This is a genomic window from Metabacillus kandeliae (assembly GCF_021166585.1).
In the GTDB taxonomy this organism is placed as follows: domain Bacteria; phylum Bacillota; class Bacilli; order Bacillales; family Bacillaceae; genus Metabacillus_B; species Metabacillus_B kandeliae.
On sequence record NZ_JAJOZE010000008.1, the window covers coordinates 37,762 to 56,282 of the forward strand.

The following is an 18,521-nucleotide window of genomic DNA, read 5'->3' on the forward strand; positions in this document are numbered from 1 at the left end:
TATTGGGGTTTGGGTTTTATATTTGGCTTTTCATTCTATTGGGGTTTGGGTTAAGATAGGGATGTCTACTAACGTAGATTTGTGAACCCGCACATAAATCTTTAAATCCGCATATGAGTTGATAAATTTGCAAGAAACTCCTTTAACCCGCATGTTTTTCTCCTGAGCTGCATATAAAATTTCGAATCCCGCATATAAAATTCCAAAAGCTGCAAATAAATTTTCAAATCCCGCATATAAAACTTTAAAACCCGCATATAAACGCCTTAAATTCATAGTCAAACACCTTTTATTTTGCTGAAACGTTATAAAAAGTGGTGAAATTAAAGCTAATTCATCATATTTTTCATCATAACGCTCTAATTTTTGCCCTCCACGCATCAAAAACCACTATACTGCAAAGGACTGGTTTCATGATTGTAAAAAACAGAGAAAAGCCCCTCATTATTTTTCAGCTGGAAGCTTTATTAAGACGGCTGCCTGACGAACACCCTAAAAAATCCGAAATTCATAAAGAATTATTGAAAAGAAAAGCCGGTTATCGGGGTGAGCAGTCAGTAGATTATTATTTATCTCTACTGGATGAGGAGAAATATGATGTTTATCAAGATGTTCGCATTTTTAAAAACAAAAATGTTTTTCAAATTGATACCCTTCTTGTTACAGACTACTTTCTTATGATTCTAGAAATAAAAAATATTTCCGGTACCATTCATTTTGATTCTCTGTTTAACCAATTGATTAGAACAATAGACGGAAAAGAAGAAGGATTCAAAAATCCTCTTTCACAACTGACTTACCAAAAAAATATGCTATCTGACTGGCTGCTCGACCATAAATTTCCGCTGTTTCCTTTTGAGACAGCAGTGGTTATCAGCAATCCTTCTACAATAATTAAAACAATGAACGGGCAATCTTCTGCCTATCAAAGAATATTTCATGCTTCAAATCTAGCAGACAAACTAAAACGATTAGACCAAATCTACAAAAATCCCCTCATATCTCCCGCTGGCAGAAAAAAATTAAAAAAACTACTTTTAAAAAATCATACCCCTGCTAAATCAGATTTACTTAATAGATTTCAAATTTCTAAAACTGAATTAGTTACTGGAATAGCCTGCAGTAATTGCCACACTTATTACATGGAACATATTTACGGTAAATGGAAATGCGGAAACTGCCTTTACGAATCAAAGGATGCCCATTTAGAAGCAATAGATGATTACTTCCTGCTCATTTCCCCTTTTATCACTAACCGTGAATTTCGCTGGTTCACTAATCTTTTCTCCCCTACGAAAGCATCCCGGATGCTTTCAGCTCTCAACCTGACTTCCAAAGGCTATAAAAAAACTTCAAGCCATCACCAAATTTCCCAACCTTCTGCTCCTTTTTAACAACCACCCAACCCAATAATTTTCCCAAAAATCGCATTTCCACGTTTCCCCTTCCTACCAGGAAGGGAAACAAGTATATTAGACCATTTCTTACATACAAGGGGGTGTGCTTTTTGGATAGCGATGGCATCCGTTCGCTGCCGGTTTTGCGTTATGCGTCAGGGGTTTTTTCAGAGGAGACTGATGAGGTGGCTGCTGAGTTTCCTTTGACGATTGTTTTGAATGGCGAGGAGTGGGCAACGATGGTGTGCACACCTTCTGATTTAACGGAGCTTGTTGTTGGGTTTTTGGCTTCGGAGGGTGTGATTCGCCGATATGAGGAGATCAGTTCGCTTTCCATTGATGAGAGCAAGGGGTTTGCTTATGTAGAATCGGCTCATGTGCCGGAGCAGCGGCGGCAAAATGTTTCTAAGCGTTTTATTGGGTCCTGCTGCGGGAAGAGCCGGCAGTTTTATTTTCAGAATGATATGCTGACAGCGAAGACGATCACGTCATCCGGCCGGATTTCTCCTGAGCAGGCACTACAGATTATGTCGGAGCTTCATGATCATTCCGAACAGTTTCAGCGGACGGGCGGAATGCATAATGCTGCTATCAGCGGAAACGAGGGAGTGGTCAGGTTTTATCATGATATCGGCCGCCACAATGCGCTTGATAAGCTGTACGGTTATTGCCTGATTCACCGCATTCCTGTGAGGGATAAGGTGATTGCCTTTAGCGGGCGGATTTCTTCAGAGGTGCTGCTGAAGGTTTCAAAAATGGGAATTGGCATTCTGCTGTCAAAGTCGGCACCGACTGATCTTGCATTGCAGCTGGCAGATGATCTTGGCATTACGGCAATTGGCTTTATCCGTAAAGACCGTATGAACGTGTACACCCATCCGGAAAGAATCTTTGATCCTATCCTGCATTCATAATGGAAATCTATTTAGTAAAACGGGGGAGCATTCAATATGGAAGAAAAGTTAACTGTCTTCGTCAACGGCAAACAATTTGAAGCAAACAGCGGTCAGTCCGTTCTTGAGTTTTTGAATTCCCAACAGATCAAAATTCCTCAGGTGTGCTACCAGGAAAGTCTAGGTGCTATTGAGACGTGTGATACGTGCACAATCTCCATTAATGATCAGTTAATGCGTTCCTGCGGCACTCCTCTTGCGGAGGGCATGAGCATCAATACGGAGATGTCTGAAGTGAAGGAAGCACAGTTCCGCGCGATGGACAACATTTTAGAAAACCATGAACTGTATTGCACAGTTTGCGAAAAAAACAACGGAGACTGCACCCTTCATAACACGGTTGCCATGATGGGTCTTGAACACCAGATGAAGCCTTTCCGTTTCAAAGGTTATGAAAAGGATTTCTCAGGCCAGTTTTACCGCTATGATCCTGATCAGTGCATTTTATGCGGCAGATGCGTGGAAGCCTGCCAGGACCTTGAGGTAAATGAGACGCTGACGATTGATTGGGAACGAAAGCAGCCAAGGGTTATTTGGGATAAAGATGTACCGATCGACCAATCTTCCTGTGTCAGCTGCGGGCAATGTGTGACGGTTTGTCCGTGCAACGCCTTAATGGAGAACGATATGCTGAATGAAGCCGGCTATCTGACAGGCTTGAATGACGGTCTTCTCCGCTCCATGATTGATATTACAAAAACAGTTGAAACAGGCTACGGCCCTCTGTTCGCGGTATCTGATTCTGAAGCTCAAATGCGCGATGATCAAATCAAAAAGACGAAAACTGTCTGCACGTACTGCGGTGTCGGCTGCTCCTTTAACGTTTGGACAAAAGGAAGAGAAATCCTTAAGATGGCTCCTGTTCAAGAAGGACCGGCTAATGGCGTGATGTCATGCATTAAAGGAAAATTCGGATACGGCCATGTAAACAGCGAAAAACGCCTGAGCCTCCCTCTTATCAGAGAAGGCGATACGTTCAAAGAAGTGGAATGGGATGTAGCGCTTGATTATGTAGCAAAAAGATTCAGGGAGATTAAAGAACGCGACGGTGCTGACGCACTGGCGTTTATTGCTTCCTCAAAAGCATCTAATGAAGAATCTTACCTTGTGCAGAAGATGGCACGGCAGGTAATCGGCACAAACAATGTGGACAACTGTTCCCGCTACTGCCAGTCACCTGCAACAAAAGGACTTTTCCGGACAGTAGGCTACGGCGGTGATGCAGGCTCTATTGATGATCTTGGCAAAGCGGAACTGATGATCCTGATCGGAACCAATACGGCTGATTCTCATCCGGTTATTGCCTCCAGAATTAAGCGGACACATAAGCTTTTCGGCTCAAAAATGATTGTAGCTGACTTGCGCAAGCATGAAATGAGCAAAAGAGCTGACCTCTTCATAAGCCCTAAACCAGGAACCGATCTTGTCTGGATTTCGGCTGTAACGAAATACATCATCGATCAAGGCTGGCATCATACAGAATTTCTTGATGACAAGGTAAACGGCTTCGAGGAATATTACGAAAGCCTGTCTCCTTTCACTTTGGAATATGCGGAGGAAAAGACTGGTGTAACAAAGGAAAACCTGATGAAGATTGCTGAAGATATCCACAATGCAAATACAACGGCTGTTTGCTGGGCAATGGGTGTTACACAGCATGTGATCGGTTCTGATACTTCCACAGCTATTTCCAATATGCTTCTGATCACTGGCAACTACGGGAAACCAGGCGCTGGCGCCTATCCGCTGAGAGGCCATAACAATGTACAGGGAGCAAGCGACTTCGGCAGCATGCCGGATCTATTCCCTGGCTATCAGCCGGTAGATAACGATTTGATCAGAAAGAAATTTGAAAAAGCATGGAATGCTGAGATTCCGAAAGAAAAAGGCATGGATAACCATCAAATGGTGGAAAAGATTCATGAAGGAAAGCTGAAATCCCTTTATGTTACAGGGGAAGACATGGGCATAGTCGATTCAAACATCAACTATGTAACAGATGCTTTTGAAAAGCTTGAATTCTTTGTTGTGCAGGATCTTTTCCTGACAAAAACAGCCGAGTATGCGGATGTTGTTCTTCCTGCCGTGCCTAGCGTGGAGAAAGAGGGAACCTTTACTAATACAGAACGCCGCATCCAGCGCCTTTATAAAGCTATGGAGCCTAAAGGCTATGCAAAGCCTGACTGGGAGATTTATCAGGAAATTGCCAAAAGGCTTGACTATGACTGGGGCTATGAATCCCCTGCAGATATTATGCATGAAGCAGCGAGCCTCACACCGCTTTTCGCAGGTGTCCGCTATGAGCTTCTTGAAGGGTTTAACAGCCTGCAGTGGCCTGTAGCAGAAGATGGTACAGATACACCGCTGCTTTATACAGATGGGTTTAATTTTGATGATAAAAAAGCGAGACTGTGGCCGCTTGAATTTGAATACGAGTATCCAAAAGTGGAAGGACATGACTTCCATGCCAACAATGGCCGTGTTCTCGAGCATTTCCATGAAGGCAATATGACAAGTCATACAAAAGGCATTGTGAACAAGATTCCTTATCCATTTGTCGAGATATCCAAGGAAGCGGCAAAAGAGCTTGGGGTTGAAACAGGCGGATGGATTAAAATGTCCAACAAAGAAGGCGAAACAGAATCGAGAGTTCACGTGACGGATGAAGTTTTCGGCAAACAGCTTTATGTTACGCTGAACAGTGACGGAAAAAATGCGATTAACTACTTAACCAGCAACAGGGTTGACAAGGATACAGACACACCGGCATACAAAGAGGTCCCTGTTAAAGTCGAGGTTTTGAAGAAAAAAGGCAAGTCTCCGATTAATTTTAATAACCATCGGACAGCTGAACGCATTTCGCAGCATGGGGTCGAGGTAGAGCGCAAGTGGGAAAGAAATGACTATATCTTCCCAGGAAGCGAGGTAAAAGACCGTGGCTAAAGCGACAGAGAAAATCGTTAAAATGGAGATACCGGCTGAGCGGATTAAAGAAGAGAATTTGGATGAATTAGTAAGCGCCCTGGCTGAAAACAAGGAATCCTTGCTGAAGGTCATCAACCTGATTAAATATATGGATGAAAACCGGAACCTGGATACCATCTCCGCTCTTGTCCACCATCAGGACAGAGTGCTTACGAATTTTGCCAAAGAAGCAAACAAACCGCAGAATTCAGCAATCCTTAGCAATGTAGCCACAATGGTCGAGCTGCTCGGCGCACTGAATTTTAAAGGACTTGAAACATACAGTGTCAGAAGGCTTCGGAATAATAACATCGGCCGCGACACTGAGCCGCCGAAAGAAACTGGCCTTTTCGGACTTCTCCGGGCACTGAATGATCCTGCCATTAAGAGAACGATCACTGTCCTTCTATTCGTATTTAGAGGAATCGGGAAAAATCTTGGCGGGAAAAACAAAGCGGAAAAAGAATAGACTCCATAGGCTGCCGGCTTACAGAAGCCGGCAGCTTTTTAAAATGGCATCCCGCTGTTAAACTAGTAAGAGAAAATGAATGGAAAAGGGGAAATTTCATAATGATGCCGCTTGAGAAAAGAGGAATTTCCAGCAGCCGATTAATTCTTGGATGTATGGGATACGGCGGGGATTGGGATAACAGCCCGCTGACAAAAGAAGATATCCGAAAAACGGAAGCCGGTGTAGAAGCAGCACTCGCCTCAGACATTACCATGTTTGATCATGCGGATATTTACAGAATGGGAAAGGCGGAAGAAGCATTTGGAACGATACTCGCCTCTAATCCTCAGCTGAGAGAAAAGATGGTGATCCAAAGCAAATGCGGTATCCGTTTTGCAGACAGTTCAGCTCCAGGACGCTATGATTTTTCTAAAAACCACATTTTATCATCTGTGGATGGCACACTGAAGCGTCTGTCAGCTGAATACCTTGATGTCCTGCTGCTTCATAGACCAGATCCTCTTATGGATGCTTTTGAAACAGCAGAAGCCATCAGCGAATTAAAGAAAAGCGGAAAAGTCCGGCATTTCGGCGTTTCCAACATGAATCCCGGGCAAGTTCAGTTACTTCAGTCAGCACTTGATGAGCCTCTGGTTGTGAATCAGCTGGAAATGAGCCTGGACAAGCTTGACTGGGTTGATCAGGGTGTTTATGTGAATCATGCTGATGGATCAGAAGTTTCTTTTGCTGCAGGACTGCTTGAATATTGCATGCTTCATCATATTCAGCTTCAGGCATGGGGCTCGCTGGCTAACGGCAAGTTCTCTGGCCGGAAATTCCCGGAACTGAGTGAATCTGAAATGAAAACGCTGCAGCTTGTGGAACAGCTTGCTGCGGAAAAAAACACTTCACGGGAAGGAATCGTTCTCGGCTGGCTGATGAGGCACCCGGCAAACATTCAGCCAGTAATTGGCACAACAAGCCCCGAAAGAATTAAAAATTGCCAGGATGCCATTCAAGTTGCTCAAGAAATGACAAGAGAAGAATGGTACTCCCTTTATGTCTCTTCAAGGGGACGAAATTTGCCTTAATAGCAGCTATAGCTTGCAGAGTCCTGCAAGCTTTTTTATGCTGAGATAAAAAACATGAAATGGAGTGAACAGCATGCAGCTCCTCCCTTCCCTTGCACAGAAAATTATCGGGGAAGTTAAAAAACTTTTAAATGAAGATCTAATTATTGTGAACAGAGAAGGCGTTATCCTTGCCAGCACTGATCCATCACGCATCAGCCGGTTCCATGAAGGGGCTGTCCTTTGCATGAAGGAAAAGCGCAATGTTGTCATTAGCAAGGAAGACGAGAAAACTCTCATCGGCGTGAAAGCTGGACTGAATCTCCCAGTTTTCTTTCAGCAGGAGGTCATAGGGGTAATCGGCATTACAGGAGAGCCTGGACATGTGCTTCCATTCGGCGAGATTATCAGAAAAATGACTGAGCTTTTGATTCAGGAAAATTATTATTCCGAGCAGCTTCAGATGGAATCGAGGATGCAGGAAGCGTTTGTGTTTGACTGGCTGCAGCTGAAAGAATGGCCTCCTGCTTTTTTCAGCAGGGCGAAGCATTTAAATATTGAACTGGAAATTGGCCGCAGGGCTGTCCTTGCGGAGCTGAGCGGAAAGAAGACCATTTTCCAGCAGGATCTGTGGCAGCTTCGCCCTTTCCTTGAGGAGATGGATCTTGTTGTTCAATGGGGCAACGAAAGGCTCTTGCTTCTCATTGACAACAGCCTCTCCAGAGAAAGCTTTGAAGAAAAATTAACCGGCATGAAGCGTTACATTGAAGAAAATTGGCAAGCAGCTGTTTCGATAGGGGCAGGACAGCCGAAAGAAGCACACAGCATTCGGGAATCATTTGAGCAGGCAGAAAAGGCGCTTCACATTGCTCTTCGCACCCATTCTGTCATTTTCGAGGAGGATCTCCGGCTCGATATTTGCCTTGATGCCATTCCATCAGAGGCAAAAAAAGAGTTTACTAAACGCGTGCTTGAGCCTGTCTTGAAAAATGAAGAGTTGCTTGCAACGTGCAGGATGTATTTTTCTCATCATTTATCAGTAAAAGAAACGGCGGAAGCCCTTCATCTTCATGTAAACACGCTCCACTACAGGTTCAGCAAGCTGAAGGAATTAACGGGAATCGATATAAAGCATTTTCCAGACGCGGTGGAGCTTTACCTGGCCTGTTATTTTTTAGAGGTATCTCCAAATTCCCGCTCCTTTTTAAAGGAATTACTGTAGAAACATACATAGAACACGGCTCATGCATTCGCTAAAATAATAGGTAAAAGCTATTATGAGGCGGGTGTTTTTTTATGATTCCAGAAGAGGCAAAAAAGAGGCTCATGGCGATCGCTGCTCCTGAAAACTACGAGGATTCGGCTGCTTCAAGGCTTGTTTACTCATATGATGCATCACCGCAGTTTCAGGCGATGCCTGATGGAGTTATTTCTCCAAGAAATACGCATGAAGTTTCGGAAATTGTAAAGGTTTGCAATGAATTTAAGATTCCGATCGTTCCTAGAGGCTCAGGTACAAACCTATGCGGAGGAACATGCCCGACAGAAGGCGGGCTTGTGCTTCTTTTTAAGCATATGAACAAAATCCTTGAAATTGATGAGGATAACTTAACTGCAGCCGTTCAGCCAGGCGTTATTACGCTTGACTTAATCAATGATGTGGAAGAAAAAGGGCTGTTTTATCCTCCTGATCCAAGCTCTATGAAAATCTCCACGATCGGCGGCAATATTAATGAGAACTCCGGCGGATTGCGAGGCCTGAAATATGGCGTGACGCGGGATTATGTGATGGGTCTTGAAATAGTATTGGCTAACGGAGACATTATCCGGACAGGCGGAAAACTCGCTAAGGATGTTGCCGGCTATGACCTGACAAGGCTTTTTACCGGATCAGAGGGTACGCTTGGCATTATTACAGAAGCAATTTTGAAGCTGGTGCCAAAGCCGGAGTCAGTTAAAACAATGCTTGCCCATTATCAGGATATGGAAGCTGCAGCACAGTCTGTTTCAAAAATTATTGCTTCAAAAATCATCCCTGCCACGCTGGAGTTTTTGGATCAGCCGACACTGATGGTTGTAGAGGATTTTGCCAGAATAGGTCTGCCGACAGATGTAAAAGCTGTCCTGCTGATTGAACAGGATGGGCCCCTTGAAGTATCTGAAAGAGATATCGAGAGAATGGCTGCCATTTGCCGGGATGAAGGAGCAGTTTCCGTTGAAATTGCACAATCTGAAGAACACGCGCTGCAATTAAGAACAGCACGGAGGTCCGCGTTATCAGCCCTTGCACGCTTGAAGCCGACAACAATCCTGGAGGACGCCACAGTACCGCGTTCCGAAATTGCAAAAATGGTCCGTGAAATTAACCTGATCGCTGAGAAATACGATGTTTCCATCTGCACGTTCGGGCATGCCGGAGATGGCAATCTGCATCCAACGTGTACAACAGATCTCCGTAATCACGAGGAGATGGAGCGCGTTGAGCAGGCGTTCAGCGATATTTTTGAAAAAGCCATACAGCTTGGCGGAACCATTACAGGAGAGCATGGTGTCGGCGAAATGAAGGCGCCGTACCTTGAATGGAAGCTTGGAAAAGAAGGCGTTGCTGCAATGAAGGGGATCAAGCAGTCATTCGATCCAAACAATATCATGAACCCTGGAAAAGTCTTTGCGAAGGAATCACGGAAACGGGTGGTGGTCACATCATGACAACAGCACAGGAACGAAAAGCGATTCAGCAGCAATTCAAGGACAGGATGGATGAAGACGAGCTGCTGAACTGCATGCGCTGCGGGTTCTGCCTCCCCTCCTGCCCAACCTATGTGGAATCCGGGTACAAGGAAAATCATTCGCCAAGGGGAAGAATTGCTCTGATGAAGGCTGTAGCAGACGGACTGATTGAGCCTGATGAAGATGTAGAACGGTCGCTCGACATGTGCCTCGGCTGCAGGGCATGCGAACCAGTTTGTCCGTCAGGTGTCAATTACGGACATTTGCTGGAAGAAGCACGGGCAGTGATCAATAGTAACAAAAAGCATTCCCTTCCTGTAAAAGCTGTTCGGAAAAGTGTTTTTGGCGGGCTCTTTCCCCACCAAAACCGAATGAGATATGCAACAGGGCTGCTCGGATTTTACCAGCGTTCAGGACTCCAGAAAACCGTACGGAAAACAGGGCTGCTGAAAGTGCTGCCTGACAATCTCTCTGCAATGGAAAAGGTGCTCCCTCTTGTTCCAAAAATGAATGTGATGAAAAACAGGCCAGAGCATTTGGAGCCTCATGGACAAAGGAAAAAACGCGTTGCCTTCTTTTCTGGCTGTCTGATGGACACGATGTTCCTTGAAACAAATAATGCAACAATGAAACTTCTCCAAATTGCCGGCTGCGAAATTGTGATTCCGAAAAATCAGGCCTGCTGCGGCGCCCTTCATGGGCACAGCGGTGAAAAAGAAGGTGCTATTGCACTCGCAAAGCGGAACATCATGGCATTTGAGGACCTTAAGGTGGATTACATTATCACAAATGCAGGCGGATGCGGTGCCTTCTTAATAGATTATGATCACTTATTAAGAGAAGACCCAGACTGGCATGACAGAGCCAAAGAGTTTTCAGCCAGCCTGAAGGATATTTCCTCTGTTCTTCTGGAGCTTGAGTTTGACAAGCTGCCATTAAAGCTGCCTGAGGTAACTGTTACGTATCAGGATTCGTGTCATTTAAAGAATGTTATGGGCACATCAGCTGAAATTCGCAGACTTCTGCACAGCATTGATGGCGTTGCTTACAAGGAAATGAAAGATGCCGACAGATGCTGCGGCTCTGCTGGCATTTACAATATAGTGGAATCAGAAATGTCCATGCAAATCCTGGACCATAAAATGGTGCAGGCAAAAGCAACGGAAGCGGCTATTATTGCTACTGCCAATCCAGGCTGCCTGCTTCAAATGAAGCTTGGCATTGAACGCGAGGGCCTGACTGGCAAAGTGAAGGCGGTTCATGTCGCGGATTTGCTGCTTGAAGCAGCGGAGGAACTAGTTTAAAAATGCAAGGGGCCTGACCGGCAGCTTGAAAAGTGAATGAAAGTACCGGTTTTCTTCTGCTTGGAAAGCAGGTCGCCGATATCGTGGAAAGTTCGCCGATATCCGGTAACAGGGCTGCTGTCTTATCTGCAAAACTGCTAAAAAATACGCCCAAATGCTCCAATATAAAGGACCAGACCAAAAAACCGGCTCTTTATTAACAAAAGTGCCGGTTTTCTTCTGCTTTAATCCAGATCGCCGATATCCATGCATTGCTTTATTGTACATCATCAAATTCCAACTCCAAAGCAGGCTTTCCCGCTTTCTTTCAAAATTGCATTTCGCAATTTAACCAGCAAGAGCCCCGTCCCACGGAGCTCCTTCCTCTCTTAATATGGCTTCTTCTCTTTTCCTGTCTTCAAATCTACTACCTTTAAGGAATTCTTCGGCCGATCTACCGTATGGCTTGCAGGCGCCTGCTTTTTGTTTTCAATCCAGTCAACAAGCAGGTCAAACGATTGATGGGCATATGGAAGCAGCGGCTGCAGGCTTTGCTCCGGATCTGTCTGCTTATTCCATACAAGGCTGTCCACATGGTTTCCGCCTTTAACCGTATAAAGCCGGTGCAGCTTTTCCTTGCCTGCTTTTTTGACAAGCTTATCATAGCCTTTCGCGTGAATATCCGGGAAAATAAGCGAGTCAAGAGAGCCTGTGATGCTGATCAGGGGAACATCGATATCGCCTGTATTGGCAATCTCTTTAATATTCTTTCTGACGCTTTTCGGGCGTTCGCTATAATCGTAGTTTTGAAAGATGCTGTCATAGGTTCTGTCTCTTGTTCCGTCCGCTTTGAAATTCAAATAGTTTCTCCAGTCAATCCTTCCTGGGGCTGCTGGATCAAAGTGGTCTCTGTAAATATTCAGCGTGACAAACCAGTACACCTGGTCGTGATACGGCCATAACTTTTCCGATCCTTCCGGGAGACCCGCCTTGTGCATCTTCTTGATTGCTTTTTCTTTTTCTTTTCCCTCGCCGTAAATGGCTGCTTGGGCATTGTTGACGACAGTCGTCAAAGAACTGAGTAAGTTCGGTTCTTTTTCAGTCCAGAGAACACCTTCCCAGTCGACACCTCCGTCAAAAAGCCTTGCTTCTCCCGTTTTTTCGGGAGCATCGTTTTCAAGTGCATAGCGGACAACATAGCCGCCGTTTGAAATGCCGATCGCATAGGTCGGGACTTTGTGGTGTTTGCTGACCAGCTTGCTGGCAGGATTGTGCTTGTCGTTTTTCTTAATCAGCTGATCTGAATACTCTTCTGCCAGATAGCTCTGTGCCGCTTTTGTTACCTGCCTGAACCGCATGTGCCATTCGGCAACACTGTCATCTGGAGAAACGAGAGCATTTTTCACCTTTGCAAAAGGATCGTTCGGGTCGCTTTCCCCTTGTGTTCCCTTATCGATCGCTGCAAAGGCATAGCCTTTCCCTAAAACATAGTCGCTGAACAAAAGATCTGTGGATGTTTCATTTCTTGTGGCTGGTATGCCGGCGGCGACAAGCTTTCCGTTCCATTGATCCGGAACACGGATAACAAACTTCGCATCATCGAAAGTCCCTGTTACCTGATGTCCTGTTACAGCTGCAGGCTTGTTCATGCTGTAATAGCCGGTGCCCTCTGCTGCATTCCCCCAATTGTATGGGGCGAGTCCAAGGTTTCCATACAGCGTGGCCTGTTCGTATTGCTTCGGGTTTTTCGTTGTCAGCCAGCTCTCATTTTTTCCATTAAAATAGGTTTCCGTCACATCGTGAGCATTTCTGAACGGGGTCATCTGCATTTCTGCATTCGTCCTTTTTGTCATAACAGGGCTGAACGAAAAGAGCAGCGTTGAGCAGATAGAAAGCGCTATCATTTTTCGATTCAAGCTTTTCTCCTCCTTTTGATTGGCGGGATATCTATTATTCTATAACCATTTTTTTACTTCCACATGGGTCATAGGCACTTAAAAACCCCCGGTGAACGGGGGCTTTTCTATCATTATTTCATCCAGGATAAAACAGCAAGCAAGATAATCATCAGTCCGGCACTTTTGTTTACAAATCCAAGATGTGCCGTCAGCCTGCTTCTGAAAATACTGACAAAGCAGCTAAGCAAAATCCACCAGAAGGCAGCACCAATCAAAACTCCTCCCACTAGCTGAAAAACGGTTGAAATCGTGTCTTCCCCCTGATGGAATCCTATCCCTGAAAACATGGCTGTAAAGTTAAGAATGGTTACGGGGTTTGCGATCATCAGGAGAAGCGTTGACAGGTACATTTGGAATAAGCTTTCCCCTTTTAGATTTGCCGCATATTTTGCCGGCTTCCTCACAAGTGTCTGCACTCCAATATACAAGAGAAAAAGGGTCCCGAGCACTTTTAAAATAGCCTGCTGCTGCAGCAAAAAAGCAGAAATGACTGAAAAGCCCAATGCGGCAACTGCAGCGTATAGTATATTGGCTGTAACTGCTCCAAAGCCTGTTAACAAGCCTGCCACCTTCCCTCTTTGCAGTACCCGCTGGATGCAGAGAAGTCCGATCGGTCCAATAGGAGCAGATACAGAAAAACCTAAAATGATACTCTTTAAAAATAACATTTTGCTCTTCCTTCTATGATGAAAATTTATGGGACTGCAGAGCAACCTCAGTGCTTTCTTTAATGGTATCCATGACGATCGTTGTTTTCGTCCTGATAATGCCAGGCAGACTTTTGATTTCATGGCTGACAACCCTGTCTAAATCCTTTGTGTTTCGGCAGCGCACTTTCAGCAAATAGTCATCATCACCTGCAATATGGTGGCATTCCTGCACTTCTGCAAGCTTCTCGATCAGCGCCAGAAATTTCCCTCTATGCTCAGGCCTCTCCAGAGAGACCGCCACAAATGCGGCGAGATCGCAGCCGACACTTTCAGGGTCTACAATTGTGCTGAAATGCTTGATAACCCCCTGATCCATCAGCCTGCTGACCCTCTCTGCCGCCGCTGGAGCGGATAGCCCAATGCTTGCGGCGAGATCGGCCCATTTCATGCGGGCATTTTGAGAGAGCAGCTGAAGGATCTTTGAATCGTAAGGATCCATTTTACTTCACCTATTTCTATAAATAATATTACCTATTATACCTTTATAACTAAATCTCTTTCAAGGTAAAAAGCCATCCAATGATGGACAGCTTTCTTAACTCTTATACAAAGCTTCCGCCTTTGTTTTCCCTGCTGAATCCATAAACAGCAATCAGGAAAAACGCGGCAGCAAATGCCAGCAGGATAAGAAAATTTAAACCAAGGCTGCCAAGCGGGCTTCCCTGCTGCAGCTGGGAGATGGTCGTCAGCACCCACTTTTGCGGCAAAAAGTCAGCTGCTTTCTGGAGCATTTCCGGCATGATTTTTATCGGGAAAAAGCAGCCGCCAATCAGGCATGTTGGCGTGATAATTAAATTCTGCAGGGCGCTTGCGGCGTGTGAGCTTTTGGCAAACGCCGCAAATATGAGCGAAAGGCCAACTGATATGAAGGAAAACAAAAAGAGAATCAGGAACATCTCTGACACGGGGAGTCCTAAACGGATATGAAAAACATTGGTTAAGAAAAAGAGCGTGATCACAATCTGGGCAACCATGAAGATCATGTTGACGGCTATATTGGCCAGTACATAGGATTTCGAGTCGATCGGTGCTGTCAGGAGCCTGAAATACGTGCGGCTCTCTTTTTCCTTCAGAATGAACTCTGACAGACTTCCCGCAGATATGAGCATAATCATGATCAAGTAGCCGATTGATCCTGCAGCCGTCATATCACTTGACTCCAGGCTGCTGATTTTCCCTGTGACTAGTTTGAGCGAGGATTGCTGATAGCTTTTCACCATTTTTTTTAATCCTGATTCATCCTGCGGCGAAGCTTTGGCAAAAGAAGTCAGAACATCCACATACTCATAGATTGGCCCTGTCAGGAGAGCGGTTGCCTGTTTCCCTTTCACGGAAAAGATTTCTATTCCAGCTGGTTTTCCCTCTGCAACGCTTTTCGAAAATCCTTTTTTAAGTATCACGGCAGCATCAATTGTGCCATCAGCGATCCGGCTATTCAAATCTGATTTTTTCACTTGGATAATGTTTACATTTTTAAGGCTTTTCACTCGATCAGCTGTCAAATTTGCAGCATACTGGCCATCTTCATTAATAACGGCTGCTTTAACCCTATCTTCTGAATTGCTTGAATGAGCAAGCACTGATAGGAGAATGCCGATGACCGGCAGACCGAGAAAAATCCACATTCCTTTTTTGTTGGCAAGGTGGGTTTTCAAAGCCCCTCTGATGAGCCACAGAATAGATGTCATAATTAAATCCCCTCTCTTTTGCTCATCGCACCTGCTGAAATGGCGAGGAACAGGGCCGCTAATCCGATAAACAGCGAAATGACTGGAAGTGCCGCGGCTGCATCATTGTTGTAGACTAATTTCATGATGGCTGTATTAGACCAGTGAAGCGGTGATAAATCTGTTACGATTTTTGAAAAGCCTTTCTCATTTCCAACTGGAAAGTAAGCTCCTCCAAAGAAGGAAGCCACCTGAACCATAATCATTGAAATGGCCCGCTGAGCACCGGGGGTTTTCGTGATATAGCTTAATCCTAAGCCGAAGCTTACGGCAAAGAGGACTTCAGCCAGTATCACCATCATGACGAGGCCGAAATGGCTGCCCCAATCTACTCCAAAGACATATTTGCTGAACAGGACGACAAGGAGAACGGCCAGACCGTTTGTCAGAAGGCTGCCAATGATTTTGCCGATAAAAATTTCAACTTTTGATACAGGTGCAGCCGCAAGCCTGATGGAAGTATTTCTCGTTCTTTCGCTTCTGATGAGAAAGCTTGCTGAGATACTGCCGTATAAGGCAATCATTGTTGTCATGGCAATGGCGTAGTAGTCCATAGACCCTGGCTGCCTGGAAGCGTTCAGAGCTTTTTCTTCTATATAATTGTGATGTGAATTCAATAACGTTGAATGAATCAGCTTCGAATCCTTTTTAGCTAATTCTGCAGCTGCCTTGTATTTCGTCAGAAACGAATTCAGCACTCCTTGAACAACCCCGCTTTCGAGCTGCTGTCTTTCGTTTCCGAAATAGGTGATTCCTTTATCTGATACCTCTGCATAGCCCGCATATTTTCCATTTTCAATCGCTTTTTTGGCCTTACTGCTGTTATTTTCTTTGATGAAGCGAATACCGCTTTTATCTGTACTTTCAATAAGTCCCTGAAATGACTGAGAAAGCTGCCCTGATGCCTTATTCTGATAGAGCACCTCCACTTTCCCTAGAGAAAAATCGGTGTTGAATGCATTCGTGAGGGCGGATCCGAGTATAAGCATGAGAACAATCGGAAAGGCGAGCATTAATACTAATGTCCTGACATCGCGAAAGCTTTGCTTGATTTCTTTTTGAGCAATTCTCCAAATATTCATGGCCATCCCTCCCTAATCCCGCAGGTTTCTTCCGGTCAGAGTAAGAAAAACGGTTTCCAGGTTTGGCGCCTGCTCATCGAGCGAGCGGATTTCAATCCCGGCACTGATGAAATATTGCAGAATTCTGGACAGATTGCCGGCTTCTGAATCGGAGTTAATCTTAATCACGCTTTCCTCCTGAATGACCTCGTTCACGCCGTTGATTTCTTTTAGCGCTTTTATATCAAGATTTTCAGTTGATTTTACTTCAATCACCATGTCTTTTGTGTTCGTTATTATCGCGGCCAGCTCTTCCTTTGTGCCTTCCGCAATGATCTTCCCGTGATCAATAATAGCAATTTTTGTGCAGATCTCTTCGACTTCTTCCATGTAATGGCTCGTGTAAATAATCGTACAGCCCATCTCATTCAGTTTCTTTACAGAAGATAAAATATAATTTCGTGAATGAGGATCAATGCCGACCGTTGGTTCATCCATAATAATCAGCTTCGGACGATGGGCAATGGCGCAGGCAATATTCAGCCTTCTTTTCATCCCTCCTGAAAAGCTGTCAGGCTTGCTTTTCCGCTTGTCGCTAAGGCCTGTAAACTCAAGGGCCTCCTCTGCCCGCTCCTTGAGCTTCCTTCCTCTCAAGCCATACAGCCCGGCAAAGAATTCGACGTTTTCATAGGCTGTCAAATTCTCATATATGGCAATTTCCTGAGGCACAACCCCAATATTTCTTTTAGCAAACCTGGAATGCTTCGCGATATCCTTTTGTAGAAAAACGATGTTTCCCCCATTGCTTTTCATTAAGCCGGAAACCAAGTTAATGGTCGTGCTCTTCCCTGCTCCATTTGCACCTAAGAAGCCAAAGATTTCTCCTTCATGAATGGTTAAAGACATATTGTCAACAGCGATAAAATCCCCAAACTTTTTTGTCAGGTTTTTCATTGTTAGGATTTCCATTTCCTCGCCTCTCTCGTGAATGAATCACTTCTTGGATTCATTATAAGAAAAAGGATGAACGGCCGGCAGTGCAATCGTTCATCCTTTTCACATGAGAATCTTCACTTTTTTTATTGAGTATGTTCATCAGCCATGCCAGACATTTGCAATCGGCAGCAGCATTGTGATCGTAAAACCGTCTTTTCCATGAAAAACAATGGTGCCGCCTGCGGAAGCTGTGCGTTCTTCCATTCCGATCAGGCCAAGGCCTTTTTCAACCTTTTCTGCCCCTTTTCCATTATCTTTTATTTCCGCTTTTACAACCTTATGCAGCACCTCAAGCCTAACAGAAATACAGTCTGCGTCCGCATATCGAAGAGTGTTGGTCATCCCCTCTGCCATGTTGTCATAGATGACCTTCCATTGAAGCTGCGAAATGGCCTCAATATTCCCTTTGTGAACAAGCTGGACGCTGATTCTATGAGTGGCAGAAAACTCCTCTGCAAGCAGCCGGATTCTGCTAAGCCCCATTTGCTCTGCCGGCGGCTTCATATTTTTCAAAGTGAGACGAATGCTCTCAATCCCTTCTTTTGAAATATGGATCGCATTTTGAAGAAGCTCTCTTGCCTTTTCAGCATCCTTATCCAGCAAATGCTTGGCGGCTTCCATCTGAATCAGGGCCCCTGTCATCGAATGCCCGATTTTATCGTGAATTTCCTGTGACAGCCTGTTTCGTTCCTCAAGCTTGAACGAATAGTGCAGCTGCCTTGAGTATTCCGTATTTTCATTCAGGTTCTTCGTCAGGAGAATAAGATCCCTTCTCATTTTGTCATTATGATACTCCAGCCGCTGCACCCTTTTTTCGTAACTTTCCGCCAGTATATACACAAGAAAGCTGAATAGAGCCGCCAAGAAATAAAAGAGCTGCACAGACTGTGAAATCAAGCTTACTGGGAGGAGAAGCAGCAATAAAGCAAGCCATTTATTAAGGCTGGCAGGTGCAGCCAGCTCCAGAAAATTCAGCGGCATCAAAATGATGAATAGCGGGTGGACTGTGAAAAATCCGGAGGCCGCCGCAGATAGAGCAGCGAACAACGCCAATCTTTGCAGGACAGGCCCCTTTGCAATAGAGCCTGTTAAATTAAAGCAAAGGTACAGAAGGACAAGCAGCACCGCTTGCGGGATCTGTACTTCCTTTGTTTGGATAAAGTATAAAGCCAAAACCAGGATAAAAAACAGCTTTGCTGTATTGATCCACACCATCATAAT

16 protein-coding genes are annotated in these 18,521 nt (G+C 44.9%); 8 read left to right on the plus strand and 8 right to left on the minus strand.

Translation table 11 applies throughout. The annotated features are described in order from the left end of the window. Positions 1 to 30: 30 nt before the first annotated feature. Positions 31 to 381, minus strand: coding sequence for a hypothetical protein (locus LRR81_RS15345; protein WP_231790268.1), 351 nt, complete (start codon positions 379 to 381; stop codon positions 31 to 33). A 32-nt stretch (positions 382 to 413) separates the two neighbouring features. On the opposite strand from LRR81_RS15345, the gene LRR81_RS15350 reads away from it, so the two are divergent. The 8 genes from LRR81_RS15350 to LRR81_RS15385 all read left to right on the plus strand — a co-directional run bounded on the left by LRR81_RS15350 (position 414) and on the right by LRR81_RS15385 (position 10,869). Then, positions 414 to 1,394, plus strand: coding sequence for a nuclease-related domain-containing protein (locus tag LRR81_RS15350; protein WP_231790269.1), 981 nt, complete (start codon positions 414 to 416; stop codon positions 1,392 to 1,394). Between the two features lie 113 nt (positions 1,395 to 1,507). Continuing rightward, positions 1,508 to 2,311, plus strand: a complete 804-nt coding sequence (fdhD, locus tag LRR81_RS15355) for a formate dehydrogenase accessory sulfurtransferase FdhD (RefSeq protein WP_231790270.1) — start codon at positions 1,508 to 1,510, stop codon at positions 2,309 to 2,311. 36 nt (positions 2,312 to 2,347) lie between these two features. Continuing rightward, positions 2,348 to 5,293: a formate dehydrogenase subunit alpha gene (fdhF, locus tag LRR81_RS15360; protein WP_231790271.1), complete on the plus strand. Its 2,946-nt coding sequence runs from the start codon at positions 2,348 to 2,350 to the stop codon at positions 5,291 to 5,293. Continuing rightward, positions 5,286 to 5,783 carry a DUF1641 domain-containing protein gene (locus LRR81_RS21390; RefSeq protein WP_231790272.1) on the plus strand — a complete coding sequence of 166 codons (498 nt, stop codon included), beginning with the start codon at positions 5,286 to 5,288 and terminating at the stop codon, positions 5,781 to 5,783. Before fdhF ends, LRR81_RS21390 begins: the two co-directional genes overlap by 8 nt. Positions 5,784 to 5,884: 101 nt before the next feature. Continuing rightward, on the plus strand, positions 5,885 to 6,856 hold the full coding sequence (locus LRR81_RS15370) for an aldo/keto reductase (protein WP_231790273.1): 972 nt from the start codon (positions 5,885 to 5,887) through the stop codon (positions 6,854 to 6,856). A 73-nt stretch (positions 6,857 to 6,929) separates the two neighbouring features. Further along, positions 6,930 to 8,057 (plus strand): CdaR family transcriptional regulator, encoded by a 1,128-nt coding sequence (locus tag LRR81_RS15375; RefSeq protein ID WP_231790274.1) that lies wholly within the window; start codon positions 6,930 to 6,932, stop codon positions 8,055 to 8,057. 74 nt (positions 8,058 to 8,131) lie between these two features. Beyond that, positions 8,132 to 9,544, plus strand: coding sequence for a glycolate oxidase subunit GlcD (glcD, locus tag LRR81_RS15380; RefSeq protein WP_231790275.1), 1,413 nt, complete (start codon positions 8,132 to 8,134; stop codon positions 9,542 to 9,544). Then, positions 9,541 to 10,869 carry a (Fe-S)-binding protein gene (locus tag LRR81_RS15385; protein WP_231790276.1) on the plus strand — a complete coding sequence of 443 codons (1,329 nt, stop codon included), beginning with the start codon at positions 9,541 to 9,543 and terminating at the stop codon, positions 10,867 to 10,869. The genes glcD and LRR81_RS15385 overlap by 4 nt, the downstream gene beginning before the upstream one ends. Before the next feature lie 368 nt (positions 10,870 to 11,237). On the opposite strand, the gene LRR81_RS15390 is transcribed toward LRR81_RS15385, so the two are convergent. The 7 genes from LRR81_RS15390 to LRR81_RS15420 form a co-directional block, all read right to left on the minus strand. Continuing rightward, positions 11,238 to 12,764 (minus strand): alpha/beta hydrolase, encoded by a 1,527-nt coding sequence (locus tag LRR81_RS15390; protein WP_231790277.1) that lies wholly within the window; start codon positions 12,762 to 12,764, stop codon positions 11,238 to 11,240. 113 nt (positions 12,765 to 12,877) lie between these two features. After that, a complete protein-coding gene (locus tag LRR81_RS15395) occupies positions 12,878 to 13,474 on the minus strand; it encodes a LysE family translocator (protein ID WP_231790278.1) in 597 nt (198 codons plus the stop codon). Positions 13,475 to 13,487: 13 nt separating this feature from the next. After that, a complete protein-coding gene (locus LRR81_RS15400; protein ID WP_231790279.1) occupies positions 13,488 to 13,955 on the minus strand; it encodes an Lrp/AsnC family transcriptional regulator in 468 nt (155 codons plus the stop codon). Between the two features lie 103 nt (positions 13,956 to 14,058). Further along, on the minus strand, positions 14,059 to 15,204 hold the full coding sequence (locus LRR81_RS15405) for an ABC transporter permease (RefSeq protein WP_231790280.1): 1,146 nt from the start codon (positions 15,202 to 15,204) through the stop codon (positions 14,059 to 14,061). A gap of 2 nt (positions 15,205 to 15,206) precedes the next feature. Next, entirely contained in the window at positions 15,207 to 16,325 is a 1,119-nt protein-coding gene (locus tag LRR81_RS15410; RefSeq protein ID WP_231790281.1) for an ABC transporter permease, read from the minus strand. A 12-nt stretch (positions 16,326 to 16,337) separates the two neighbouring features. Next, positions 16,338 to 17,273 carry an ABC transporter ATP-binding protein gene (locus tag LRR81_RS15415; RefSeq protein ID WP_231790282.1) on the minus strand — a complete coding sequence of 312 codons (936 nt, stop codon included), beginning with the start codon at positions 17,271 to 17,273 and terminating at the stop codon, positions 16,338 to 16,340. 126 nt (positions 17,274 to 17,399) lie between these two features. Next, positions 17,400 to 18,518 (minus strand): sensor histidine kinase, encoded by a 1,119-nt coding sequence (locus LRR81_RS15420; protein WP_408631615.1) that lies wholly within the window; start codon positions 18,516 to 18,518, stop codon positions 17,400 to 17,402. Positions 18,519 to 18,521 lie beyond the last annotated feature (3 nt).

Excerpts from the sequence above, each read along its gene's own strand:
- LRR81_RS15375 (WP_231790274.1), top strand. The coding sequence starts at position 6,930 with ATGCAGCTCCTCCCTTCCCTTGCACAGAAAATTATCGGGGAAGTTAAA.
- LRR81_RS15415 (WP_231790282.1), bottom strand. The coding sequence starts at position 17,273 with ATGGAAATCCTAACAATGAAAAACCTGACAAAAAAGTTTGGGGATTTT.
- LRR81_RS15420 (WP_408631615.1), bottom strand. The coding sequence starts at position 18,518 with ATGATGGTGTGGATCAATACAGCAAAGCTGTTTTTTATCCTGGTTTTG.
- LRR81_RS15345 (WP_231790268.1), bottom strand. The coding sequence starts at position 381 with ATGCGTGGAGGGCAAAAATTAGAGCGTTATGATGAAAAATATGATGAA.
- LRR81_RS15405 (WP_231790280.1), bottom strand. The coding sequence starts at position 15,204 with ATGACATCTATTCTGTGGCTCATCAGAGGGGCTTTGAAAACCCACCTT.
- LRR81_RS15370 (WP_231790273.1), top strand. The coding sequence starts at position 5,885 with ATGATGCCGCTTGAGAAAAGAGGAATTTCCAGCAGCCGATTAATTCTT.
- glcD (WP_231790275.1), top strand. The coding sequence starts at position 8,132 with ATGATTCCAGAAGAGGCAAAAAAGAGGCTCATGGCGATCGCTGCTCCT.
- LRR81_RS15395 (WP_231790278.1), bottom strand. The coding sequence starts at position 13,474 with ATGTTATTTTTAAAGAGTATCATTTTAGGTTTTTCTGTATCTGCTCCT.
- LRR81_RS15385 (WP_231790276.1), top strand. The coding sequence starts at position 9,541 with ATGACAACAGCACAGGAACGAAAAGCGATTCAGCAGCAATTCAAGGAC.
- LRR81_RS15410 (WP_231790281.1), bottom strand. The coding sequence starts at position 16,325 with ATGAATATTTGGAGAATTGCTCAAAAAGAAATCAAGCAAAGCTTTCGC.
- fdhF (WP_231790271.1), top strand. The coding sequence starts at position 2,348 with ATGGAAGAAAAGTTAACTGTCTTCGTCAACGGCAAACAATTTGAAGCA.
- LRR81_RS15400 (WP_231790279.1), bottom strand. The coding sequence starts at position 13,955 with ATGGATCCTTACGATTCAAAGATCCTTCAGCTGCTCTCTCAAAATGCC.
- LRR81_RS15350 (WP_231790269.1), top strand. The coding sequence starts at position 414 with ATGATTGTAAAAAACAGAGAAAAGCCCCTCATTATTTTTCAGCTGGAA.